Origin of the sequence: Thermosynechococcus sp. PKX82, assembly GCF_031583255.1 — a bacterium.
Classification (GTDB): Bacteria; Cyanobacteriota; Cyanobacteriia; order Thermosynechococcales; family Thermosynechococcaceae; genus Thermosynechococcus.
The window spans coordinates 834,724-858,591 of record NZ_CP134169.1 but is presented as its reverse complement, the minus strand read 5'-3'; the positions used below and the strand labels follow the sequence as shown (position 1 = coordinate 858,591).

20 protein-coding genes and 1 riboswitch are annotated in these 23,868 nt (G+C 45.9%); of the genes, 7 read left to right on the top strand and 13 right to left on the bottom strand.

Annotation, left to right across the window (positions count from 1 at the left end; translation table 11 throughout):
* The first annotated feature begins 22 nt into the window (after positions 1 to 22).
* The 7 genes from egtC (at position 23) to RHH53_RS04035 (ending at position 7,482) form a co-directional block, all read left to right on the top strand.
* Positions 23 to 805 (top strand): ergothioneine biosynthesis protein EgtC, encoded by a 783-nt coding sequence (gene egtC / locus RHH53_RS04065; RefSeq protein WP_302678919.1) that lies wholly within the window; start codon positions 23 to 25, stop codon positions 803 to 805.
* Positions 780 to 1,913, top strand: a complete 1,134-nt coding sequence (locus RHH53_RS04060; RefSeq protein WP_310744138.1) for an SUMF1/EgtB/PvdO family nonheme iron enzyme — start codon at positions 780 to 782, stop codon at positions 1,911 to 1,913. Before egtC ends, RHH53_RS04060 begins: the two co-directional genes overlap by 26 nt.
* A gap of 145 nt (positions 1,914 to 2,058) precedes the next feature.
* Entirely contained in the window at positions 2,059 to 2,451 is a 393-nt protein-coding gene (locus RHH53_RS04055) for a hypothetical protein (RefSeq protein ID WP_310744137.1), read from the top strand.
* Positions 2,452 to 2,581: 130 nt separating this feature from the next.
* Positions 2,582 to 4,108, top strand: coding sequence for a peptide ligase PGM1-related protein (locus RHH53_RS04050; protein WP_310438486.1), 1,527 nt, complete (start codon positions 2,582 to 2,584; stop codon positions 4,106 to 4,108).
* Positions 4,109 to 4,143: 35 nt separating this feature from the next.
* Positions 4,144 to 4,285: riboswitch (cobalamin riboswitch) on the top strand.
* A gap of 32 nt (positions 4,286 to 4,317) precedes the next feature.
* Positions 4,318 to 5,349, top strand: a complete 1,032-nt coding sequence (locus RHH53_RS04045; protein ID WP_302678917.1) for a sirohydrochlorin chelatase — start codon at positions 4,318 to 4,320, stop codon at positions 5,347 to 5,349.
* Positions 5,350 to 5,423: 74 nt separating this feature from the next.
* On the top strand, positions 5,424 to 7,058 hold the full coding sequence (locus RHH53_RS04040; protein WP_206201168.1) for a 2-isopropylmalate synthase: 1,635 nt from the start codon (positions 5,424 to 5,426) through the stop codon (positions 7,056 to 7,058).
* Entirely contained in the window at positions 7,039 to 7,482 is a 444-nt protein-coding gene (locus RHH53_RS04035) for a hypothetical protein (protein ID WP_302676738.1), read from the top strand. Before RHH53_RS04040 ends, RHH53_RS04035 begins: the two co-directional genes overlap by 20 nt.
* A 10-nt stretch (positions 7,483 to 7,492) precedes the next feature.
* Here RHH53_RS04035 and RHH53_RS04030 read toward each other — a convergent pair whose 3' ends face one another.
* From RHH53_RS04030 to RHH53_RS03970, 13 genes are all read right to left on the bottom strand, one after another.
* On the bottom strand, positions 7,493 to 9,841 hold the full coding sequence (locus RHH53_RS04030) for a tyrosine-protein kinase domain-containing protein (RefSeq protein ID WP_302678916.1): 2,349 nt from the start codon (positions 9,839 to 9,841) through the stop codon (positions 7,493 to 7,495).
* 17 nt (positions 9,842 to 9,858) lie between these two features.
* Positions 9,859 to 10,875, bottom strand: a complete 1,017-nt coding sequence (locus RHH53_RS04025; RefSeq protein ID WP_302676740.1) for an NAD-dependent epimerase — start codon at positions 10,873 to 10,875, stop codon at positions 9,859 to 9,861.
* A gap of 27 nt (positions 10,876 to 10,902) precedes the next feature.
* Entirely contained in the window at positions 10,903 to 12,180 is a 1,278-nt protein-coding gene (gene tviB, locus RHH53_RS04020) for a Vi polysaccharide biosynthesis UDP-N-acetylglucosamine C-6 dehydrogenase TviB (protein WP_206201605.1), read from the bottom strand.
* Between the two features lie 69 nt (positions 12,181 to 12,249).
* Positions 12,250 to 13,404: a glycosyltransferase family 4 protein gene (locus tag RHH53_RS04015; RefSeq protein WP_302678915.1), complete on the bottom strand. Its 1,155-nt coding sequence runs from the start codon at positions 13,402 to 13,404 to the stop codon at positions 12,250 to 12,252.
* Position 13,405: 1 nt separating this feature from the next.
* Positions 13,406 to 14,410, bottom strand: coding sequence for an EpsG family protein (locus RHH53_RS04010; protein ID WP_310744135.1), 1,005 nt, complete (start codon positions 14,408 to 14,410; stop codon positions 13,406 to 13,408).
* Positions 14,411 to 14,481: 71 nt separating this feature from the next.
* Entirely contained in the window at positions 14,482 to 16,440 is a 1,959-nt protein-coding gene (gene asnB / locus RHH53_RS04005) for an asparagine synthase (glutamine-hydrolyzing) (RefSeq protein WP_310744134.1), read from the bottom strand.
* Positions 16,441 to 16,445: 5 nt separating this feature from the next.
* Positions 16,446 to 17,531 (bottom strand): glycosyltransferase family 4 protein, encoded by a 1,086-nt coding sequence (locus tag RHH53_RS04000; RefSeq protein WP_310744133.1) that lies wholly within the window; start codon positions 17,529 to 17,531, stop codon positions 16,446 to 16,448.
* Positions 17,532 to 17,535: 4 nt separating this feature from the next.
* Entirely contained in the window at positions 17,536 to 18,753 is a 1,218-nt protein-coding gene (locus tag RHH53_RS03995; RefSeq protein ID WP_310744132.1) for a glycosyltransferase, read from the bottom strand.
* A complete protein-coding gene (locus tag RHH53_RS03990) occupies positions 18,743 to 19,846 on the bottom strand; it encodes a glycosyltransferase (protein ID WP_310744131.1) in 1,104 nt (367 codons plus the stop codon). The genes RHH53_RS03995 and RHH53_RS03990 overlap by 11 nt, the downstream gene beginning before the upstream one ends.
* Before the next feature lie 6 nt (positions 19,847 to 19,852).
* Positions 19,853 to 20,827 (bottom strand): glycosyltransferase family 2 protein, encoded by a 975-nt coding sequence (locus tag RHH53_RS03985; protein WP_310744130.1) that lies wholly within the window; start codon positions 20,825 to 20,827, stop codon positions 19,853 to 19,855.
* Positions 20,828 to 20,829: 2 nt separating this feature from the next.
* Positions 20,830 to 22,341, bottom strand: coding sequence for a hypothetical protein (locus RHH53_RS03980; protein ID WP_310744129.1), 1,512 nt, complete (start codon positions 22,339 to 22,341; stop codon positions 20,830 to 20,832).
* 5 nt (positions 22,342 to 22,346) lie between these two features.
* Positions 22,347 to 23,444: a DegT/DnrJ/EryC1/StrS family aminotransferase gene (locus RHH53_RS03975; protein WP_310744128.1), complete on the bottom strand. Its 1,098-nt coding sequence runs from the start codon at positions 23,442 to 23,444 to the stop codon at positions 22,347 to 22,349.
* Complete coding sequence (locus tag RHH53_RS03970; protein WP_310744127.1) at positions 23,441 to 23,866, bottom strand: FdtA/QdtA family cupin domain-containing protein; 426 nt, start codon at positions 23,864 to 23,866, stop codon at positions 23,441 to 23,443. Before RHH53_RS03970 ends, RHH53_RS03975 begins: the two co-directional genes overlap by 4 nt.
* Positions 23,867 to 23,868: the final 2 nt, after the last annotated feature.

Sequence of the window (23,868 nt, the reverse complement as noted above, 5' to 3'; positions counted from 1 at the left end):
TATCAAGCTTACATGTTAATTTATGTGCCGTCTTTATGCCTATATGGGGCGCAAAACGTCCCTTGCCCATGCCTTGGTGGATGCTCCCCATTCCCTGTTGGTGCAAAGTTATCAACCCCGCGAAATGACGGCGGGACGCTTAAATGCCGATGGCTTTGGGGTGGGCTGGTATGCTGCCCGCCAAGATGTGCCCCCCTTTCTTTATCGGCAAACGCTGCCCATGTGGCATGATATTAACTTTACTGAGCATTTAAGCCGCTACATTCAATCTGCCTGTTTTTTGGCCAATGTCCGCAGTGCCACACCGGGTCAACCCGTGCAGATGACGAATACGCAGCCCTTTCGCTGGGGACGCTGGCTGGGGGTGCACAATGGCTTTATCGAGAACTTTCGCCAAACCCTCTACCGCCCTATGCGCGATCGCCTGTCGGATATTTGTTACAACATTGTTGAAGGCTCTACAGACTCTGAGCACCTCTTTGCCCTGTTTTGCAATGAATTGGTGTTGAATCCGCAACTGTCACCGTTGATGGTACTGCGGCAAACACTGCAAATTGTTTTTTCCCTAGCGCAGGCAGCGCGTACCAGTGTCAGTGCCGCCATGATTCTGACTGATGGCGTCTATATTCTCGCCACCCGCTGTGGGCGGGGCACACCACCCCCCACCCTGTACTGGAGTCAGGATGCCGAGAAAATTCAACTCACCTCAGAGCCGGTAGATCAGCAAACGGAGTGGTATCCTTTACCCGAAAATAAACTGCTGTTGATGAGTTTGCAGAGTGAACCAGAGATTTATACCTTCTGAGACCTCAACCCCGTTTAATCCTTGGGATCGCGAAGCCCTTTGGCAAGCCTTTCAGAACCAGCGGCAATTTACACGCCAACTTGTGGCTGAGTTGAGCGAGGCCGTCCTTTGTGCGCAGCCCCATCCCCTCTATAGTCCCGTGGGGTGGCATTTGGGACACATTGGCTACACAGAAGCTTTTTGGCTCTTGCCGGAATCCTCAGGGGTGAGCGATCGCGATCGCTATTGGTATGCCGCCGATGGCCGCCCCAAGGCCGAACGACAGCATCTACCGCCGCGTGGCCAGCTACTTGACTACTTAGCAGAGATTCGCCAAAAGACGGGCGATCGCCTCTACAGTCTTAGCGACGAGCAGTGGCAACGGGAAGTCCGTCTCTGGTGGTGGATTTTGCAGCATGAAGCCCAACACAGTGAAACGATGCAAATGGTGCTGGCGATGCAGGGGATTTTCACCACCTTACCCCCTCTCCTATCGTCGCCTCAGTCTTGGCAACGGATTGCCGCTGGCAGTTATGTCATTGGCAGTGAAGACCTCTTAGCCCTTGATAACGAGCAGCCAGTCCAGAGTGTCGAACTACTTCCTTTTATGATTGATGCGGCACCGCTGACCTGGCGGGAATTTCTCACCTTTGTGGAAGCGGGTGGTTATCAGCGGCGGGAATGGTGGTCCAGCAGTGGTTGGGAATGGCGCGAAGCAGAGGGGATCACAGCACCCTTTTACCCCGTTCCTGAGGATTTGGACTTACCTATGTGGGGACTCAGTTTCTATGAGGCTGAAGCCTATGGCCATTTCCAAGGCAAACGTCTCCCCAGTGAACGGGAATGGGAGATTGCTGCTCAGCAGGGACTCTTGAATCAGGGCTACGTTTGGGAGTGGACGCAAAGTCCCTTTGCCCCCTATCCGGAGTTCCAGAGCTATCCCTACCGGGGGTATTCTGCGCCCTACTTTGATGGCAAGCATTTTGTTCTAAAAGGCGGTAGTCACTGGACGCGCCCCATTCTCAAGCGACCCTCATTTCGCAATTGGTATAGCCGCACCACCCGTGAGGTGTTTGCCGGCGCCCGCTATGTTCAACTAGAAGCACTCCCGATTGAGTCTGAGGCCTAGACTGGGTGAAGTGGGTTAATTTTGTGCCCAAGTTCCCCGTGATCCTGTGATCCTTTTCACGGGCACTCTCCTTAGGCTTCGCCAGAATCAGACTATCAACTATCCTCTTGCGAGGCACCTTATGAGAAACTTCGCTTTTTCCGCTTTGCTTGTCCTAACTGGAACCCTAGCTCACACTGTCACAGCATTGGCACTTCCCACAGCAACGCTGCAAGGTCGCATCTTTTTTGGCGATCAAATGGGCAATGTTGCACCGGCTGCCTGCTCAGCGATTCAAGTTGTTGCTAAACCGCAAAATTTACCGCCCATCAAGGTATTTGCTACTGGTCCTGCCGCTGGTGCTCAGGATGGTCAATGTACCTTTAAGATGACTAATGTGCCAGCAGGTGTTCCCATTGAATTAAGCGCCGTTTACAGCGATTTGCTCTCCTATCCCGAAAAAACGTACCCCAGTCCTGCCGGCAAGTGGCAAAATCCCTTTGTTCTGCGCCCCGCTCAGGTGCATGTCAGGTACATTGAACTTGATGGCAAACCTTAGTTTGTTGGCTATTGAAGCTGAGCAAACGAAGCACCGTTCCTCAGTAAAGAAAGTTTGAACAAGATGACCCCCAAGCGATGAGTGCGACTCAAACTCCCTAAACTAGGGACAAGGGCATAGGGGCGTTTTGATGTCAATTGCTGAGGAATTCCGCCAACTGCAAACGCGACTCTTGGAGTGCTGGGACGGGACAGAAACGTTTATTCCTGAACTACCCAAGGGTCCCGGCGGCATTGAGCGCGATATTGTGGTGGTGCCTTCCCTGAGCTTTCCCCAACCGGAGCTGGCCAAGATCACCGGCTATACCCACTACGAGGAGCGGCAACTCTATACGCTGATCCAGTTGCGGAATCCGCGTACCCGCATGATCTACGTGACGTCCCAGCCGCTGCACCCCAGCATTATTGACTATTATCTGGATTTACTCCCCGGCGTACCCAGTTCCCATGCCCGCGATCGCCTGCTGCTGCTGGCCACCTACGATCGCTCCGATAAACCCTTGACTGCGAAAATTTTAGAGCGGCCTCGCCTTTTGGAGCGTATCCGTCAAGCCCTGCGTCCCAACCAAGCCTACATGGTGTGTTTTAACTCCACCCCTTTGGAGCGGGAACTGGCGGTACGCTTAGGCATTCCCCTCTACTCGACGGATCCCGACCTCCTCTACTGGGGAACCAAGGCGGGCAGTCGGGAACTTTTTGCGGCCGCAGGCATTCCCCATCCGATGGGCAGCGGTTTTTTGCAGGGGGTACCGGAACTGGTGCGGGCGATCGCTCACCTCCAAGAGAAATCTCCTGAACTGCAACGGGTGGTGGTGAAACTCAATGAGGCTTTTTCCGGAGAAGGCAATGCTCTTCTTGATCTGCGCCCACTGCGCCCCCTTGGCAGCCCACACACCCCCGATCATCTACAACGGATTGAAAATAGCCTAGAGGAGATGGTCTTTCAGGCGCCTAATGAAACTTGGCTCTCCTATCGGCAGCGATTTATGGATCTGGGTGGCATTGTCGAAGCCTTTGTGGAAGGGACAGTCAAGCGATCGCCCAGTGTCCAAGGCTGTATTACCCCCAAAGGCAGTGTTGAAATCGTCTCCACCCATGAACAGTTACTCAATGCCCCCACAGGTCAAATTTTCATTGGCTGTGAATTTCCCGCCCATGCCGACTATCGCCAACAACTCCAAGAATTGGGGCAAAAGGTAGGGACGTACTTGGCACAGCAGGGGGTGATCGGCTGTTTTGGTGTGGACGTTGTTGCAACCCAGACAACAGCAGGGTGGGAGCTTTACGCCATTGAAATTAACTTGCGCAAGGGTGGTACTACGCACCCCTTTATGACCTTAAAATTCCTCACCGATGGCCACTATGAGCTAGCCTCTGGACTGTTTTACAGCAAGCACCGCCGTCCCAAGTATTACATTGCCTCCGATAACCTCTGCCAACCCCACTATCGCGGCCTCCTGCCCAATGATCTCTTGGATATGATTGCCCGCTACCATCTCCACTTTGACTCCAGCACCGAAACGGGCACTGTCTTTCACCTCATGGGGGCACTCTCGGAATTTGGTAAGCTGGGACTCGTCAGCATTGGTAACACCCCCGAAGAAGCCCAAGCCATCTACGACCAGACCATTGGCGTTCTCGATGCTGCGGCGCTATAGGTCTCTCATGTGCCCACCCCCTGCATAGACAGGGGTCTGAGAATCTCGCTACAATTGGCAACGTTCACTGTGAAGAGCAGCCTGTAGGGAAAATCCAGTGCAAGTCTGGTGCTGTGCCGCAGCTGTGATGGGGAACCCCCCTCAGCCAGAATGCCTACTTGCTGTGGTTCACTCTGTTTGCCTGCGTCGCACGGGCATGGAGTTTCAACGTGGTTGTTACGCTCAACGATTCCATTCTCAATCCCCTCGTTTTTAGTCTTGATTTACCCCCTCTCCCCCAATCTCGACCGCTTTTACTCGTCGGTCATGGGACGCGCGATCCGGAAGGTCGCCAAGCATTTTTGGACTTTGCCCAAGCCTATTATCAACTGGATCCCTGCCGGCCTGTTTTTCCCTGTTTTCTGGAGTTAACGGAACCCTCGATTTTTGAGGTGCTCAGCCAGTGTGCTGCCGCAGGCCATACAGACTTGTCAGTGCTGCCAGTTTTACTCTTTGCTGCTCGCCACAATAAGTTTGACGTTACCAATGAGTTGGATCGGGCACGGCGGGCGTTTCCGCAATTGCGCTATCACTATGGCCGCCACTATGGCATTGCCCCCGAAATTTTAACCCTGTGGCGATCGCGCCTTGAACGCTTGGACTCACCAGAATTTAATCCCCAAGGCATTGGCCGCGAAGAAACCGTTCTCCTAGTGGTGGGACGCGGCTCCAGTGATCCCGATGCCAATGGCGATGTCTTTAAGCTAGCCCGCATGCTCTGGGAAGGCAGTGGCTACAAAACCGTTGAGGTCTGCTTTATTGGCATTACCCATCCCCGCCTACCCGAAGGATTTGGGCGGGCGAATCTTTACCAGCCCCGCCGCGTCATTGTCCTGCCCCACTTCATGTTTACAGGGGCACTAGTCAAGAAAATCTATACCCTTACCGCAGAAGCCCAAGCCGCCTATCCCAGTGTTGAATACGTGAACCTACCGGAAATTGGCCTGCACCCGCAACTATTTTATCTCACGCGGCAGCGGGAAATTGAAACCCATACGGGGCAGGTGGCCATGAACTGTGAAGCCTGCAAATTCCGCTTGGTGGCAGGCCATAGCCATCATCACCACCATCATCAGGATCATGAGCACCCCTCCCACAGCCATGATCACGGGGGGCATCACCCTCACCACCATCACCATGGATCAACCGTGGACTTGGATCACTTGCCCAGTTACCACCAACGCATTTGGCAAGTTCCCTAGGCATCGCTCCCCAGTGAAAATGTTAGAGTAAATGATGACTGCTACTCTTTCTCAAGCTTAGATAGGGCTTGTCTATGCGTATTAAATATCCTCCCCAGACGGTTGACCGGGTGTTAATTTTTGATACCACCCTGCGGGACGGTGAACAGTCGCCGGGTGCCTCGCTGAATGTGGATGAAAAACTGGCGATCGCCCGTCAACTGGCGCGACTGGGGGTGGATATTATTGAAGCAGGCTTTCCCTTTGCCAGTCCCGGTGACTTTGAGGCGGTGCAGCGGATTGCTGAAACCGTGGGCACCGAAACGGGGCCGGTGATCTGTGGCTTGGCTCGTGCCACCCGCCAAGATATTGAAGCAGCCGCAAAAGCCCTCAAACCCGCCTACTATCCGCGGATTCACACCTTTATTGCCACCTCGGATATCCACCTAGAGTACAAACTGAAGAAAACCCGCGCTGAGGTACTGGAAATTGCCCCCGAAATGGTGGCCTATGCCAAGTCCTTTGTGGATGATGTTGAGTTTTCCCCTGAGGATGCCGGGCGTTCGGATCCTGAGTTTCTCTATCAAGTTTTGGAACGGGTGATTGACGCCGGTGCCACAACAATTAACATTCCCGACACGGTGGGTTACACCACCCCCGCCGAGTTTGGCGCCCTGATCAAAGGCATCAAGGAAAACGTGCCGAATATTGATCGTGCCGTCATTTCAGTCCATGGTCACAACGACTTGGGCTTGGCCGTTGCCAACTTCCTCGAAGCAGTCAAAAATGGGGCACGGCAACTGGAGTGTACGGTTAACGGCATTGGGGAGCGCGCCGGCAATGCTGCCCTTGAGGAATTGGTGATGGCTCTCTATGTGCGGCGGCAGTACTTCAATCCCTTCCTAGGCCGTCCCCCCGAATCGGAAGCACCCCTGACCAATATCAACACCCGCGAAATTTACAAAACCTCCCGCTTGGTCTCCAATCTAACGGGCATGCTGATTCAGCCCAATAAAGCGATCGTCGGTGCCAACGCCTTTGCCCACCAATCAGGCATTCACCAAGATGGCGTCCTCAAGCACAAGCAAACCTATGAAATCATGGACGCCCAGCTCATTGGCCTAGCCGACAATCAAATTGTTTTGGGCAAACTCTCTGGTCGCAATGCCTTTGCCACCCGCCTGCGCGAGCTGGGCTTTGAACTCAGTGAAACGGAACTCAATAAGGCGTTTTTGCGCTTTAAGGAACTGGCCGACAAGAAAAAAGAAATCACTGACTGGGATCTAGAAGCTATTGTTAAAGATGAAACCCAAGCCATTGATGTTCAAGGCTACCAGCTGGAATTTGTGCAGGTCTCCTGTGGCGATCGCGCCCGCCCCACCGCCACCGTAACCATCCGTCTGCCCAGTGGTGAGGAGCTGACAGATGCCGCTATTGGCACAGGCCCTGTGGATGCCGTCTATCGTGCCATTAACCGCGTGGTGCAAATTCCCAATCGCCTCATTGAGTATTCCGTGCAGTCAGTGACCGCGGGAATTGATGCCATCGGCGAGGTGACCATTCGCCTGCAACACGGGGATCGCATTTACTCGGGCCATGCCGCCAATACAGATATTATTGTTGCTTCGGCTCATGCCTATATGAATGCCCTCAATCGTCTCTATCGCGGGCTCCAGCAGCAACGCCTCCACCCCCAGACCGCTGAGGTTCATGGTGGAACCACTCCCTAAGCCCCTTGAGCACCACGGCATCTACCCCTGCCCCATTTGCCGCCATGGCCAAATTGCCCCCATGGTGCTCATGGAAACCCATGCCTGTAACTTTTGCCGCCACATTTTTACCCTTAATCCTGAGCGCCAAACGGCTCGCCTTGAAGATGGGGCGATCGCTTTTCGCTGGCAGTGGACGGGTACAGGCTGGCGATCGCTCCACCGCCCCTCTTCTCAGGTCACCGTTGTTGGCCTTGTGTTAGCTATTTTGCTCATCATTTTACCGCCAACCCTCATCTGGCTAGCCTATGCCCTGTTTCCGCCCCTAGAAGCAGGAGTTTGGCGCTGGCTTCCCCTTCTTTGGACCGGCCTCACCTTAGCTGCCCATGCCCTACTCTTTGGGCCTGTTTTAATGGCTATTTTGTCCCCCGAAAGGGAGATGTGAGACCTTAGACTTAGACAGCGAGGGGTGCCACCGCTGACTCAGCAGCACTGTTCTGATAACCTCTGAAATCTCGGTGGTTGACAGCTACACCATTGACGACAATCCCAAGCAGCTTTTGCTGTAAGCTCAGATCACAAGCCTGCAGTGCCTGAGCAAAAGCTTCGCGTCGCGTTTTCTTTAACCGCACAACCAAGAGCGCCCGCTCCACCGCTGCCAGAACCCGATGCGCCTCGGCAGCAGCCAAGATCGGCGGCACATCCAGAATCACGCAGTCAAAGGTATCCTTAGCGCCCTCCAAGAAATCAAACCACCGCGCAGAACTCAGCAGTATCATCGGCTCTTGCTGAACCTGACCCGCCGTCAGTACCCAGAGTCTTTCCGCACGATTTGCCAAAAGACTGAACCAGTGGGGAAAAGGCATTTCCCCTTGCAACAACTCCCCTAGGCCTGCGACATTGGGAATGCCAAGTCCTTGATGCATGCTGGGCTGATGCAAATTGGCATCCACCAGTAAGACCCGTTTTCCCATCGCCGCTGCTGCAACCGCAAGGTAAATCGCAAGGGTCGTTTGTCCTTCTTTGCCCGCTGTACCCGTTATTGCCAAAGAGCGCGGCAATCCCAACGACTCTAGCTGCGTCAACAGGAAGTAAAAACTTTCCCTAAAAGCAGGTGTGGCACTCGGCAAACGGTGCTGCAATCCCCAGAGCGTCAACGGTGTTTCTAGGCGACTAAAGGCCAATTGATCAAATGTCTTCGTCAGAGGAATCTCGCCAAGAATCGGCAAGGGAGTTTGTTGGCGAATTTGCTCCACTTCTAGGAAACGATCATCCAACCAATCGAGCACTAGAGCTAGAAATAGCCCCGACACTCCCCCCAGCATCAAAGCTATCACCAGTGCCCGTAATAAACGCTGGGTTACCTGATATTCTTCCTTGTTGTCAATATCTGAGAGGACTCGCCATGTGAAGTCTCGTTGCGCAATCTGCAGTTGGAGGGACTGTCGAGTTTGCAGTAATAACCTCAGAGATTCCTGTGCTGCTGCAAAACGTTGCTCAATCTTGCGGTAAGGATTGGCAAGGCGTATTACTCGCGATATCTCTGCCTCGGTGGCCTGAATTTGGTTGCTTAATTCAGCATCCGCCCTCCGCAGCGCTTCAAGCTCAATTCTGGTCTCTATGTACTTCTCGATTAGAGATTCAGAAACGGCACTTTGATAACCAATCAGCGTTTCGGGTTGACGAACTTGATCTTGATTTCTAATCGTAATCTGTCGCGCTTGCTGCCTGGCCTGCTCTAGCAGTAGTCGCTTTTCTTCCTGTAGCACTTGCACCGTCGGTGAGTTTTCATTTACCTTGGCCTGCTCCCCAGCTAGCTTGGTTTCCGTTTCTGTTAATTTTAAGAGCAACTCCTGATAGCTTTGAGAAGCAGCTAGATTGGCGGCAGCAAGTGCTTCAGTAGGAGACAACCTTAACTGTGCTTCGAGGGAGTTAAACGTTGCCTGAGCCGACTCCAGTTTTACTCTATTTTCATTTCTTGCAGAGATCAAATTATCCAAAAGGCTAAGATAAGTTTCAAGATCGCTGCTGCCAGAGGCCGCAGAGTTAAACTGGGAAGCAACTAGGTCAGGTCGTACTACCCGATTCTGAAAGCGAAATTGGTTAAGTTGATCCTCCAGATCATCAATTTGACTCAGGGTCTTCTGAATTTCTTGGTTAACATAGCGCAGATTATCCGCTATTTGATCCTGCTTTTCCTTTTCACTAAATCTTTTTAATTCTTCAACAAGGATTCCTAGGAGTGATTCTATCTTTTCTTTTTCTCTTGCAGAAAATTGGATTTCTATAATCTTTTGACTTGACTGATCTAGTAGTCTATTACCTGAGGTTAGTTTCGCTGGCTGAATTTTCAAGGATCCAATAAAAGATTGATACGAATATTGTTTTGGATCTAGATCAGGATTTGCTACTAAAAATTTCTCATAAATTGGACGCAAAACAATGTCGCTATTGAGTACCTGAACCAAAGTTGCCACATCACCTTTTGTTTCAGCTGACAAAAGGGGCAGGGATATTGGAGCAAGCTGACGGAGTGACTCTAAAGATGTTCCTGGCCGAGCGCCTGAGGATTGGATAGGTTCAACCTGCACCAACACAGAGTGTCGATAGCTTCTCAAAAAGAGGTAAGAGTATCCCAAAAAGCCAATTGAGACTAGTGCACCTGCCAATATGCCAACTGCTGAGCGCCGCTTCAGCCCGCGAAGTACTTGATCAATGGTCACCTTATCAATTGGCTGCGGCTGCCACAAACTTGGCCGAGCGGCTTCAGAGGGCAAAGACAGATGGTTATTTTCACTTGACATAGGGCAAACTCAACTCGTTAGATACCATAGTACTCACGATACCAGTGGACAAATCGCTGTACGCCTATCTCAACAGGAGTTGTGGGTTCGTAGCCTGTGTCTGCCCTAAGTTCGAGCACATCCGCGTAGGTATCGGGGACATCGCCCGGTTGCAGAGGCAGAAGATTTAACTGCGCTTTCTTCCCAAGATAGGTTTCTAAGAGTTCAATATACCGTAGGAGTTCGACGGGGCGGTGGGCACCAATGTTGTAAACACGCCAAGGTGCGAGACTAGTGGCCGGATCAGGATTTTCGCCACTCCATGAAGGGTTGGGTGTGGCAGGTCGATCCAGCACCCGTAGAATCCCCTCGACAATGTCATCAATGTAAGTAAAGTCGCGGCGATGCTTACCATAGTTAAAGACAGGCAACGGTTCATTATTCAAAATGGCTTTCGTAAACTTAAAGAGTGCCATGTCGGGGCGCCCCCATGGGCCATAGACGGTAAAAAAGCGCAGTCCAGTAGTGGGCAGGTCATAGAGGTGGCTGTAGGTATGTGCCATCAGTTCATTGGCTTTCTTGGTGGCCGCATAGAGACTCAAGGGGTGATCAACATTATCGTGAACCGAAAAAGGCAGTTTTTTATTGGCACCATAGACGCTTGAGGTGCTGGCATAGACGAGATGCTCTACCTGATGGTAGCGACAGGCTTCCAAAATGTGGATAAAACCTACAATATTACTGTCAATATAGGCCAAGGGATTCTCAATCGAGTAGCGTACACCCGCTTGCGCTGCTAAGTGGATGACCCGTTGGGGGGTAAAGTCTCTAAAGAGTTGGTTCACCCCTGTACAATCTACGAGGTCAATTTTTCTGAATACAAATTGATCACCTGCCGTGAAAGGGCTGAGTCGCTCAAGGCGAGCTTTCTTAAGGTTGACATCGTAGTAGTTGTTCAGATTATCGAGACCAATCACGCGATCGCCCCGCTTAAGTAGTTCCAGTGCTACTGCATTGCCAATAAACCCAGCAACACCCGTCACCAAAATATCCATCTTGATTCCTCAAATGACAAAAAGTAGCTAAAGGCGGCCGTCCACATCTTCCTTCGATAATACCCACTTCACATCATAAAGAACTCCCGGTGTTTTCAAGAGAGCACGAATGCCAGTACTACCCATTTCATGAAACTGCTGGTGGGCAACAGCAATAATGATTCCGTCCCACTGATGAGATAACTCTTCAATAAGGGAAATTCCATATTCTCTCTTGGCCTGTTGGGGATCTACCCAAGGATCGTAAATATCAACCCCTAGGCCATAACTTTGCAGTTCTTTGATAATGTCAACGACACGTGTGTTGCGTAAATCGGGGCAATTTTCCTTAAAGGTTAGTCCCATAACAAGTACACGAGCATTAGGTAAGTCAATTCCCTTTTTGACGAGTAACTTCAGAAATTGCGCTGCTACATAAAAGCCCATGTTATCGTTGATACGGCGACCAGCCAGAATCAGTTCAGGGTGATAATTGCAAGCTGCTGCTTTGTAAGTTAGATAGTAGGGATCAACACCAATACAGTGGCCACCGACCAATCCCGGACGAAAGGGCAAGAAATTCCATTTTGTGCTTGCAGCAGCTAACACTTCTTCTGTATCAATGCCCAATAGGTGAAAAATAATAGATAGCTCATTCACAAAAGCAATATTAATGTCTCGTTGAATATTTTCAATTACTTTTGCCGCTTCGGCCACTCTAATCGAGCTTGCCTTGTGTGTTCCCGCTGGAATAATTGATGCATATAGGCGATCAACTAAATCAGCAACTTCAGGTGTTGAACCAGAGGTAACTTTTTTAATTGTGGTTAAACGATGATTATGATCCCCCGGATTTATTCGTTCAGGGCTATAACCAACAAAAAAATCTTGATTAAATTTTAGTTTGGATTCCTGCTCAAGGATGGGAACACAAACTTCTTCTGTTACACCCGGATAAACAGTAGATTCGTAGATAACTATAGACTGAGGTGATAAAATCTGACCAACACTCTTGGAAGCTTTTCTTAAAGGTTCAAGATCTGGAACTTTGTAATAATCTATTGGAGTGGGAACAGAAATAATAAAAATATTACATTTTCTTAAATCTTCGAGATAGGTTGTGTACATTAGCAAGGAACACGCTTGCAAATCAGTGTCACTGACTTCTCCTGTTCTGTCATATCCCTGCTTAAGTTCAGCGATACGTTGGCTATTAACATCATAACCAATAGTATAGTACTTCTTGCCAAATTCAACGGCCAAAGGAAGACCAACATAACCTAAGCCAATCACAGCAATCTTAAAAGTATCAGAAAAATTAAGCATCATGCACTCACCTTCGCTAATTTCGGTATCTTTCACTTTTTTGAAAAGAGTTGCAATATCCTAATAAAACTAACATGAACTGAGCAATTTGAGGTATTGAGCATTAATCTTTTTGACATCAAATAAGTCCAAAGCCATTTGATAGCTATGATACCCCATTGAAGGAATCAAACTAGGTTGTTCAATAAATTTCCGCATTGCAGTTATCAAGGCATTCACATCCCGAGGCGGAATAAGGTAACCATTATAGCCGTCAATAACCGTTTCACGGCAGCCTGGCACGTCCGTAGTAATCACTGGTCGACCCATAGCCATTGCTTCTTGCGTACTGCGGGGAACACCCTCACGGTAGGAAGGTAAGACAAACACACTAGTACTGGGTAGATACTCTTTGATATTAACAAAGCCAAACCACTCAACTATACCAAGCTCTGTAAATTCCTTAATTTGTGCTTCAGATAAGCTCCCCGGATTGCTATCTAGTCCACCAATTAACCAAAATCGAACTTGAGGATACAGAGCTTTTAAGTATTTAGATGCCTCTAAAAACTCTAATACTCCTTTTTCAATGAGTAATCTTGCAACTAAAGTAAATGTTAATGGACGAGAAAAAGGCTCGCAATACGACCATTCTTGAAGATTAACGCCTGTCCCTTTAATGATTAAAGTTTTACAAGGATTTAGGCCACATGCTTGAGTAATTTCATGACAGTCATCTTTATTTTGAAAGATAATTTTATCCGCAATAGGTAAGCATATCCTGTATAAAAAAATGAGAATGATCTTCAATTTTTTTGATTTTAATTGATGGTCAGGAGTAAATGCATAACCTAAGCCCGTGAATAATGCAGAGCGGAATTTTATACCAACAAATCTCGAGGCTAGTAATCCCCAAATAATTGGCTTCGAGCTAATAGCCAAGAGACTATCAGCATTAATTTTTTTTATTGTTTTAATAATAGAGAAGAGAGATTTAATTTCTTGACAAGGATTCATACCATTGCGAACAAGGTAAAAATGATGACATATGGCACCTATTTCACTTAGTTTTGAAATTTCTGCTTCTGTATAATCTGGAGCTAAACAATGAACCTCAGCACCTGTATGAATTAATTCTAAAATCAAATCTCTTCTGAAATTAATTAACATCTGAGCATTGTTGCAAAGCAATATCAATGACAACCCATCTAGCTTGGGTATTCCATAGTGATCTTTGATTGCCATCTTAAATAAAAGGATACATGCGATAGGGTAACCACGCGAAAGCATGATCAGCAAATTGCAGCCATACCCATAATACTAAAAAACTGTAACCAAGTACTAGAAGCATCCATCGATAAAATATTTCTCGGCTTTGAGTGAGAAAGAGGTAGGGCAAATTTCCTAGAACATAGATCTGAATAGGTATTAGGTACAGCGCAAGGCGATCGGCAGCAGTTGAAGAACCTGTTAGCAAGAGTGCAAAAGAAAAAATAACTAGCCAAGATAAAGCAAGATAAACTTTTGAAGAAGTTCTAAAGAAATTATGCCCTGTATAGTATTCGATTAAAAAAATAGTTGCAGGTAAGAGATTCATGGATAGTCGAATTAAAGCACCTGAAGATGACATTCCTGCTCCGATATAGCTAACTAAAAATCTATCGCTGATGCTAGTAATTGCAATTGCACCAGATAGAGCTATCAATAATAATGCTGACACAAGTAGAATATTAATTATTTTTCCTGTTTTTAGTGCGTCAAATAAAAACATTAATATCGGCACTAATATCAGAAATATTGCTGTCTTATGAAACAGTAATGCCAAAATAAAAAACAGAATTGAATTTATTTTTTTATTGGATTCTAATGCCATTAACGCTAGTAGCTCTAAAGCGATCGCTCCTGCTTGGCGAGTATAGCCCATTGCTACAACAGTCGTTAAGTATGGGAAAGCAACTGTTAAACCCAAGTAAGGATTTTTCAGTTTTTGACAAAAAGCAAATAAACAGCTTGTGTAAATCACTGCAACACATAAGTTTACAAAATAAATTTCCTGATTAAGGGCAGCAGCAATCTTATTAATCCAGTGATAGGCAGGGTCACCAAGTAGGGCTTCAAAGCCTACCCATGGCTGATATCTAGAAGCTTCTAATATATCTATATACGTCAACCAGTCTCCACCAACTTCAAATCTCAGACCAATAAAAGCGACATAAATACTAAAAAGAAATACCCAATACCACTTCGGCATTTCTATAACCGATGGTGTTAGCGTGAGTAAGAAAACAAAGAAATAGGGAAACATATGCTAGGGCTAGATATTCAGAAACAGCGCTCTAACCATGACTGAAACATTAATACTTCCCATAGTTGTCCTGCCCAGTTGCGTTTTCCTGTTTGATGCTCCTGCCAGTATTGCCAAACAAGGTCAGGGTGTAGGTAGCCCTCCTGCTGAAGACGGGTTGGGTTCAACAAAGTTGCTCCCCAGTCTCGCAGTTCAGAACGCAACCACTGAGCTAGGGGAATACCAAACCCCATTTTAGGGCGTTCAATCAAAGGCGGCGGGACATAGCGATACAAAAGTTTACGGAGTACCTGCTTGCCCTGCCGCTGTCTGATTTTCATGTCAAGGGGGAGTGTCCAAGCAAACTCAACAATTCGATGATCTAGAAAAGGAATACGGGTCTCAAGACTCACTCCCATGGCGGCGCGATCGACCTTGACAAGGATATCATCGGGAAGATATGTCAAAAGATCAAGTGCCATCATATAGGATTCAAAAGGCAGTTGATGGCTCAGTTGGTCAAGCTTTTCTTGGATTAATAATGGTTCTTGACTATTAAGGACGAACTGGGAAGGTAAATCAATCAGTGATAGAAAAGAAAGATAGACTTCTTTGTCAGAGGTCATTTCACAGAGCTTAGCCAGCTTAGCGATTTTATCCCCTATGGTTGTATATCTTAAATTCTGAGGCAGAAAGATACTAAGTCCCCCAAAAAGCTGATCCCATTGTCTAGGGGATAGTTTTTTCAGCAAAGATGCAAGGGTGCGGCGCACTGGTTTCGGCAAGCGTTCTATTTTTCCCAAAATCGCAGGGGTCAAAAGGTACCGCACGTATCCGCCAAATAGTTCATCCCCCCCATCACCGGACAAGGCAACTGTCACCTCTTGGCGCGCAATCATTGACACAAGATGGGTAGGGATTTGAGAGGAATCAGCAAAGGGTTCGTCGTAAAGGTGGGTAAGTTTGGGAATGACATCCCGCGCCTCTTGACCTGTAAGGTAATATTCAGTGTGATCGGTACCCAAGTGTTGGGCAACTGCTTTAGCATATTGGGCTTCGTTATAGGCGTCTTCATAGAAGCCAATGCTAAATGTTTTAACGGACTGGGAAGAAAGGCTTTGCATCAAAGCCACAACTGTTGAGGAATCGACGCCCCCGGACAAAAATGCGCCTAGGGGAACATCTGCTAAGAGCTGCCCTTTGAGACTTTGACACAAAAGACGCTCTAATTCAGTTGCTGCTTCGTCCTCTGTTCCTTGAAAAGGCTGGGCAAGCCCTTTAGCAATAACGCTTTCCAATAACCAATAGGCTTGGGGTGTGCCTTGAGTATTGGGGCTGAGGGCTTCAGCAGGCCACTGGAGATAGGTACCTGCTGGTAACTTCCAGATATGTTCATAGATGCTGTAGGGAGCAGGAATCCAACTGTAGCGGAAATACAGCGCTAAGGCATCGCGATTAATCAAGTTAGCAAAGGCTGGGTAAGCCCGAATCGCTTTGAGTTCTGAGGCAAAAACCAAGGCTCCATTGACCCAACCGTAGTAGAGGGGCTTTTCACCAATGCGATCTCTAGCTAGGGTTAATGTACGAGTCTTGCGATCCCAGAGGGCAAGGGCAAACATGCCAACTAGCTTTTCTAGGGCTGTGGTCACGCCCCAATGGCTAAAAGCCGCCAGTAGCGTCTCGGTATCGGAATGTCCGCGCCAAGGGGGGGCTGCACCAAGCGCTGTTAACTCCTGACGCAGTTCAAGGTGGTTGTAAATTTCACCATTAAAGACGAGGACATAACGGCCACACGCAGAAGCCATCGGCTGATGTCCTGCGGGGGAAAGATCAAGAATTGCTAGACGACGGTGGCCTAGGGCGATACCTGCCGCCTCATCTATCCAGACTCCCTCATCATCAGGGCCGCGATGGGAAAGGGTGCCATTCATCTTGCGGATAGTTGCTGCCCAGTCACCTAAAAAGGCAGCGTTGAGAAAACCAACTAGGCCACACATAAACCTTAGAGGACTCCTTGAGCTTTGGCTACTACAGACTCTAGCAGATGCGCCAATTTGGGTGCTGTCACTTGAAGAGCGTAGTGCTGCTCAACTCGGCGACGGCCTGCAAGACCCATCCTAGTGCGCAAGTCAGTATTTTGAATTAAGGTTTCAAGGGCAGTTGCCCATTCTTCATTTGTAGAAGCTAAAAAGCCATGGACACCATGCTGAACAATATCAAGATTGGCTCCGACAGGAGAAGCAACAACAGGTAACCCGCAAGCCATATACTGAATCAATTTGAGGCCACACTTACCGCGCTCCCAAGGCTCATCGGGAAGGGGCATAATGCCAATATCGCACTGGGCAATGTCTTGAGCTTCTGTTTCTTCTGACCATGGAACAGAGATAACTTCAGTTTTTGGCAAGTGAAGATTATGGGTACCGATCGCGATTAACTGAATTTTATAAATTTGAGATAAACGAGCCAGTACTGAAGCAATATGAAGTAAATACTTTTGGGTTTTAGGTGTACCAATCCAGACAATTTTGAGGCGAGACAGCTCTGTGTTAATTTTATTTTGAACAAAGGTATATTTAGAAAGATCAACAACAGTAGGTAAGACCTCAACCGATCTCGCACCTGTATTGCGGGCATACTCAGCAATATAGTTATTGCCAGCAGTCACTAAAGTCGCTGAATTCATGATGGAGGCAATCTTACTAGAGAGTAATGATTTGATGATTTTGTTTTTGTGCTGGTCATATTGATGGAAAATGGCATCATCATAATCAACAACAATCGGGACGTTCGGAATGAAATAATTCTCGATAAAGAAAGGCATATAAGGAAATATTTCCTTTTCAAGAATAACTAAGTTGTAGTGATTAAGTCTCAATAGCTTAATTAAGCGGTTAAATATACCTTTTAGAGCGTGAATATATTTTCTATAATCTCCAGTATAAAGGTGGTGAAGATATTGCTGATTCAGTAAGGGCAGTATTTCACAATTAAACCCTCTTTCTTTTAAGTAATTAATGTATTGAAAGAAACGATAGCGGCTACTAGCACCATCGCGATCGTATTTAGTCAAAAACAAAACATTCATTATTTTATTCATTTACTAGTTGTTGATAAATATTTTGATAGTCCTTTACGCCTTCTTCAAGAGAGAAATACTTAATGGCTGCTGCACGACATCGTTGGCTCAAGTGTTCGTCTTGTAGTAATTCTAAAATCTCTTCAGCGGCTTTACGCATAGCGGATTCATCAAAACTTCTTAAGATAACCCCAACTTTTTCTTGCTCAATGATCTGAGTCATATCCCCAACTCCATCATTGGTTACACATGGGATGCCACTTGCTAAAAGTTCGCCGAGTTTAGTTGGACAAGATGCTATTTTAGAGAATACTGGCTTGATGAAAAATACACAAAAGTTAATGACACTCATTTTTCTAGAAATTTCTTGTGGGGATGATTCTTCAAGAATCAGGTTTTCTGTATTTATGTTTGAAAAAGCTAATTTTTGTCTAATAAAATCATGTTCACCTTTATTAAGGATATAGAAACGACTATGGGGTTTAATTATATTTATAATTTCAAAAAATTTGATTGTTTCCTCAAATAAATACCAACCCGTAACAGAGCCAATGTAGCCAATTGTTAAATAACCTTCTTTATTGTTTTTAATTCTCTCTTTAGTATTAAAAAGCTCTAAATCAGTACAGGTTCTAATACAGCTAATTGAAATACTTCGTCCTTTTATGTATTTAAAGTTCTGAATTATATCAATTGCTGCCTCAGTGAGAGAAACGGTATGATCTGCATTGAGCAAAAATTGCTTTTCAAACCATTTTGCCAAGTGATAAAGTTGACTGTTTGCAGGCCAAATACCCCCATCAACTCGCTCATCTGCCCAAAAGCCACGCATGTCAAAAATAAATTTAGTGCGTAGTAACTTTTTGAGGACTAAGGCAATTACAGAAGGAACATAGCTGCGAGCATGGACAATTTTAATCCTTCTTGTAACAGCAATAAATAAAGCTACTGTAATTCCTTGAAACAAGTCATAGGTTGTCGCCAGAGCAGAGGGAGATTTATGGTACTTTAAAGGAATCCAATGAATTTGATGGGAATGAATTTGATGGGAGTGAACTTTCTTCTGAATTCTCTGGCGCTCAAGAACATTCTGCCAATCTTTAGCCTTCTCAAAACTAATGAGGTAGATAGTGTAACTATCGCTTAGCTTTTCAAGGTAGCGCAATACTTGGGATTGGCCAAGTGGCTCTAGCAAACCATCATAGGTAATGTAGAGTACATTACTGCTCATGGGGAAACATTACATTAAGATACTGCTGGGCAATCTTTTCAACCGAGAAGTCAGCCGCTCGTTGCTTTAGGAATTCAGGTTCTGGTGCACTCATTAGGGCTTCAGTCATGGCTTTGGCTAAGGCATTGACATCGCCGACAGGAACCAGCGTACCATATTTGCCATCAGCTAGAATCTCACGCGGACCACTCGGACAATCGGTAGAGACAACAGGTAGCCCATAGGATAGTGCTTCTACGATGACATTACCAAATCCCTCATAGTCAGAGGAGAGAACAAATAGATCAGCCGTTTTATAAAATACAGCGGGATTCGGATGAAAGCCCGCAAAGATGACGCGATCGCCAATGCCTAGTTGGTGTGCTAACGCTCTTAGACTCTCTTCCAAATGACCTTTGCCAACTAGCATTAAGCGACTATCTGTAAAGGGTAATTGGGCAAATGCTTTCAAGAGGAGTGCGTGATTTTTTTCTTGTTTTAGATTGCCTACGCTTAGGACTCTGTATTTTTTAGGAACTCCCCACATCTGATCAACTACATTTAGCTCATCTTTACTAGGCTCAATCAGTAAGCGTCCGGGATTGTTGATAACATTAATTTTATTAAGTGAAATCTTTGCAATTTGAGACATATCTTGAGCTACACCTTGTGACACTGCAATACAAGCATCTGCTAAACGGTAGCCAATCATTGTTGAAAGACGAAGCTGTGAGTTGGTTACTATGCCCTTATCTTTGTAATGATTGGTTAGAGTAGTGTGTTCAGAAATCACCACTCTTACATTAGACTGAGCTAATTTTTTAGAAAAGGGAGCAATTACTGTTAATGGCCACATAGCGCTTAAGAGAACAGATGGATTTTTAGCTTTTAAGTACTCAACAAGCTTAAAGACAGATTCAGATATTTTATGTTTATTTAAGGATTGAACTACACATAGAGACTGAACTTCCTGAAGTAGCTCACCTTGTTTTACAAGAAGTAGGAACTCAACTTGATAACCTCGTCTTATAAATTCTCTAGCTAGCCGGAGACGGACATTCTCTACTCCACCACATCGTAAATCGGGTAAAAGTATTGATACCTTCTTAACCATGTTTAACTAATTAATTGTAAAAAAAAACAAATCTTTTATAGCACTTTGCCAACCTGAATAATACTTGTAATGTCCTGATGCTAGTAATTTTATAACGTATCTTATCCTATAAATATGGGGCATTGCTTGAATTTTCAACCTTTTCCTTCTTATTAACTTCTTGACTTTAACTCTAGATATTTCTCGATTAATTTTCTCCCTCATGGAGTCAGTAATTAATGGGGAGTCTATGATTGCAGCTAAGGCATCTAGCTCACTATTGAGTTGATCAAGCTCTAAGCTTGGGTCGCCATTATATTTCAGTTTATGAATAATTAAGTCAAAAGGTGTCTGTTTTTTTATCCGACTGGCTATCCAATTAGAGGTATTTTCTCCATGCCGTCTGTAAAGTTGTAAAACAGAGGGGATTACTTTTTTAACTTCTAATATATTAGATAATCTATTCAGCCAAGTATCATGGGCGTGAAATTTCGGTATTGGCAAGGCAAGATATTTTAAATGCCTTCTAATAGCCATACAGCAACCATATGTAAATTCTTTTTCTGAAAAACCTAGTGATAGTATTTGCCCTAGCTGAGTTAATTTTGTAGAATTTCCATCTGCCAAACAGATTTCAGCATCATTCATGTAGAGTAGATATTCAGTATTTTGCTGAGCAAAGTTGATAATGAATTCTATCTTTTCAGAAAACCATATATCATCCTGATCACTGAGAAATATAATATCCCCAGAAGTTAGTTTTAGCGCATTTTCAAAGTTACGTGCATAACCTAGATTGTGCTCATTTTGATATATTTTTACTTCAAATGGTGCATTCTTAGCAAAATCGTGTAGAATTTGCATTGTACTATCTGTTGAGCAATCATCTGAAACAACTAACTCATCTGGCAGGCGAGTTTGATTTAGGAAGCTATCTAGCTGCTCCTGAAGATACTTCTCGCCATTATAGGTGGCCATTGCAATTGAGATACGCATTGTCATAACTAATCTAGAGTTTTATAGATGTTCTTAATGAATCTCAAGAATCTTACTATGGGATGATCATTGCCCAAAATTGTTCTGATTGATTTTGAAATTGTTAGAGTCATATCTCTATTTTTTAATGAGTAAATTACGAGCTTTACTCTATTGATAATTGAGGTTTCACAAGGTAGCTCAGGCAATCCTTGTATCCATTCTGTTGCGTAGCATTTATCTAAAAAGAGTGTGTCAGCCTTAAAATCTAGTAGCTCATTTGGCGCTTTAGCCTCTCGACCATACATGACATTCATTAATCGTTCTAAATAACTTGCGGGATGATGAAAACTTTGAACTTTATGAGATAGGTGTTCAGTGTCATAGGGAAGTTTACCACTAATAATATGGTCTTTGAGTCGTTGTATGACTACCTCTAAAGAGTCAGACCTTATCTGATCTGCCATAGAATATCCTTGACATGGTAATTTGGGCGCATGTATGGGAATGCCAATAGTCGCAATTTCTGAAATAACTGTACCACCTGTAAAGGGAAAACTATCTAAATATGCATTGTAGAGATAGGCGTTTTTGTATAAATCGTTATAGGGTAAAAACTCTATCAGCTTAACTTTTTCTAAATTTTTTTCAGAGATATATCCTTGCTGCCACCAATCTTCCTTTCCAGATTGGCCAATTATTGTGATTGTGACTTTATGATTCGCACATTCATCGAGAAGTTGGTTGATAAATAGGGGATAATTCCATCCTTGAGCAGGTCTTAGCTTTACTGCTCTAGCTATTGTCATAATGTTAAAACCTTGTTGAGTATTACTCTGGAGTTTATACTTATGCTTTACTTTTTCTAAATGAGAAATATTCAGAGGTATTCCCACTAAGTGATGTGATTGATAGTGCTTCAAAGCTTCTGTCCTATAATAACCGTAGGCACTCACTTCAAGAATACTATTGCAAATTGCATGACCATAATTAAAAACATGATCAGCATGGTTTACAAAGTAGATGTCAAAATAATGCTTTTCTTTTGAAAACCATAGTGAAATTGTTGAATGAATATCGTAATGATGGATATGGGATATGACTTTTCCTTTTGTTACCAATTCAAAGAATTGACGCTGTTTTTCTAAGTGATAGACCTTACATCTAATCTCTTCCAAAAAATTCAAGGTTTGAGGATCAATAGCTCTAGTAACGAGAACAGCAACGTCTTGATTTTGCTTGATTTGTTCTTCAACTGTGGCCGTTAATAAGCGAGTATGCCCACCTGTTACATAGGTTTCTGTAATGACATGGATAAAGTCATGATTGACAATTACAGGCTCAAATCTACTCTTGGAAAGAGAAAGTAGTACATCTTTTTCTAATTCTAAATCTTCAGCAATTGGAACTAAGTTTTGAATGTTATAAGTCGCATAGATTTCTGCAAGCATCGCTTTTTGGTATGGATTTTTTTCTCTAAGAGCTAGCTCTCGAAGACCGTAGGCAAATTCCTTCTTTTTACTTAAAGAACAATGTTCCATATTCTTCAGAGAGATTTAAGTAAAGATATGACGTAGCTAATCTCATTAACTGAATGGTGAGGACTTATCGGTAAGCTTAGCACTTCTTGGGCAAATCGTTCCGCGATCGCGAAGGATTTTTGGCTGACATCGAGATTGGCATAGGCGGCCTGACGGTGAGGGGGAATGGGGTAGTGAATTAGGGTACCAATGCCTGCGGCGTGCAGGTTTTCCTGAAGAGTCTGGCGCTGGGGAGTGCGAATCACAAAGAGATGCCACACTGGCTCTGCCCAAGGGGGAACAAAGGGGAGTATTACGGAAGTTCCTTGTAGTTCTGTGAGGTAGAGTTGGGCTAGTTTTTGGCGGCGCTGGTTCCATTCATCGAGGTACTGCAATTTCACCCGTAGGATCGCGGCCTGTAAAGGATCGAGGCGACTGTTGACCCCTTGCACTTCATTTACATACTTAACCCGTGAGCCATAGTTCCGCAACATACGAATGCGATCGCTCAACTCGGGGTTATTGGTCGTTATAGCCCCCGCATCCCCAAGGGCACCCAAGTTCTTGCCGGGGTAAAAGCTCCATGCGACAGCATCCCCGTGGGCACCAATTCGCTTCCCTTTGTAGCGTGCACCATGGGCCTGAGCAGCGTCTTCGAGTACCCAGAGCTGATAATGGCGAGCAATCTCTAGGATTGGGTCAAGATCAGCCGGTTGACCATAGAGATGGACGGGTAGAATCACTTTGGTGTTGGCAGTGATCGCCGCTTCAATCTTGAGGGGATCAATATTGTAGGTATGGGGATCAGGCTCCACTGGCACAGGAATAGCTCCGCACTGACTGACGGCTAGCCAAGTGGCGATATAGGTGTTGCTGGGAACAATGACTTCGTCTCCATGGGTCACCCCCATTGCCCGCAAAGCAAGCACAAGAGCATCTAAACCATTACCAACACCAATGGCATAATTGGCACCGCAGTAAGCAGCCCATTCAGCTTCAAAGGCTTCTACCTCTGCACCAAGGATGTACCAGCCGGAGTCAAGCACACGGGCAACGGCAGCATCAATTTCCGCTTTGAGTTCGCGGTAGGCCGCCCTCAAGTCAAGAAAGGGAATCGTTGTCATGGCATTGAGCGCTTCTGAGCAAGGGCTAGGAATTCGTCGTAGTTGCGGATGTAATCGCTTTCATCATAGGGGGCAGAGGCTAAAACCATACACACGGCACCCGAGGAGAAGTTATCGAGGTATCCCCACATCATTGGGCAAATATACAGGCCAAAGTAGGAGCGGTTGAGGTGATAACGCTGCTTGCGATCGCCATCATCGAGGACAACATCAAAACTACCAGACATGGCCACCACAAATTGATGCAGCGCCTTGTGGGCATGGGCACCGCGATCGGCACCGCCGGGAACATCATAGAGGTAGAACACCCGCTCGATTTTGAAGGGAATATGACGCTCTCCCTCAATAAAGGTCAGATTACCCCTTGGATCCGTAATTTTGGGGAGTTGAATAATCCGACAGTTATCTATGTGGCCAAGCATAA

Bases quoted from the DNA above. Each gene is read 5' to 3' on its own strand.
- egtC (WP_302678919.1), top strand. From the start codon at position 23: ATGTGCCGTCTTTATGCCTATATGGGGCGCAAAACGTCCCTTGCCCAT.
- RHH53_RS04050 (WP_310438486.1), top strand. From the start codon at position 2,582: ATGTCAATTGCTGAGGAATTCCGCCAACTGCAAACGCGACTCTTGGAG.
- RHH53_RS04040 (WP_206201168.1), top strand. From the start codon at position 5,424: ATGCGTATTAAATATCCTCCCCAGACGGTTGACCGGGTGTTAATTTTT.
- RHH53_RS04035 (WP_302676738.1), top strand. From the start codon at position 7,039: ATGGTGGAACCACTCCCTAAGCCCCTTGAGCACCACGGCATCTACCCC.
- RHH53_RS04030 (WP_302678916.1), bottom strand. From the start codon at position 9,841: ATGTCAAGTGAAAATAACCATCTGTCTTTGCCCTCTGAAGCCGCTCGG.
- RHH53_RS04025 (WP_302676740.1), bottom strand. From the start codon at position 10,875: ATGGATATTTTGGTGACGGGTGTTGCTGGGTTTATTGGCAATGCAGTA.
- tviB (WP_206201605.1), bottom strand. From the start codon at position 12,180: ATGCTTAATTTTTCTGATACTTTTAAGATTGCTGTGATTGGCTTAGGT.
- RHH53_RS04015 (WP_302678915.1), bottom strand. From the start codon at position 13,404: ATGGCAATCAAAGATCACTATGGAATACCCAAGCTAGATGGGTTGTCA.
- RHH53_RS04010 (WP_310744135.1), bottom strand. From the start codon at position 14,410: ATGCCGAAGTGGTATTGGGTATTTCTTTTTAGTATTTATGTCGCTTTT.
- asnB (WP_310744134.1), bottom strand. From the start codon at position 16,440: ATGTGTGGCCTAGTTGGTTTTCTCAACGCTGCCTTTTTAGGTGACTGG.
- RHH53_RS04000 (WP_310744133.1), bottom strand. From the start codon at position 17,531: ATGAATGTTTTGTTTTTGACTAAATACGATCGCGATGGTGCTAGTAGC.
- RHH53_RS03995 (WP_310744132.1), bottom strand. From the start codon at position 18,753: ATGAGCAGTAATGTACTCTACATTACCTATGATGGTTTGCTAGAGCCA.
- RHH53_RS03990 (WP_310744131.1), bottom strand. From the start codon at position 19,846: ATGGTTAAGAAGGTATCAATACTTTTACCCGATTTACGATGTGGTGGA.
- RHH53_RS03985 (WP_310744130.1), bottom strand. From the start codon at position 20,827: ATGACAATGCGTATCTCAATTGCAATGGCCACCTATAATGGCGAGAAG.
- RHH53_RS03980 (WP_310744129.1), bottom strand. From the start codon at position 22,341: ATGGAACATTGTTCTTTAAGTAAAAAGAAGGAATTTGCCTACGGTCTT.
- RHH53_RS03975 (WP_310744128.1), bottom strand. From the start codon at position 23,444: ATGACAACGATTCCCTTTCTTGACTTGAGGGCGGCCTACCGCGAACTC.
- RHH53_RS03970 (WP_310744127.1), bottom strand. From the start codon at position 23,866: ATGCTTGGCCACATAGATAACTGTCGGATTATTCAACTCCCCAAAATT.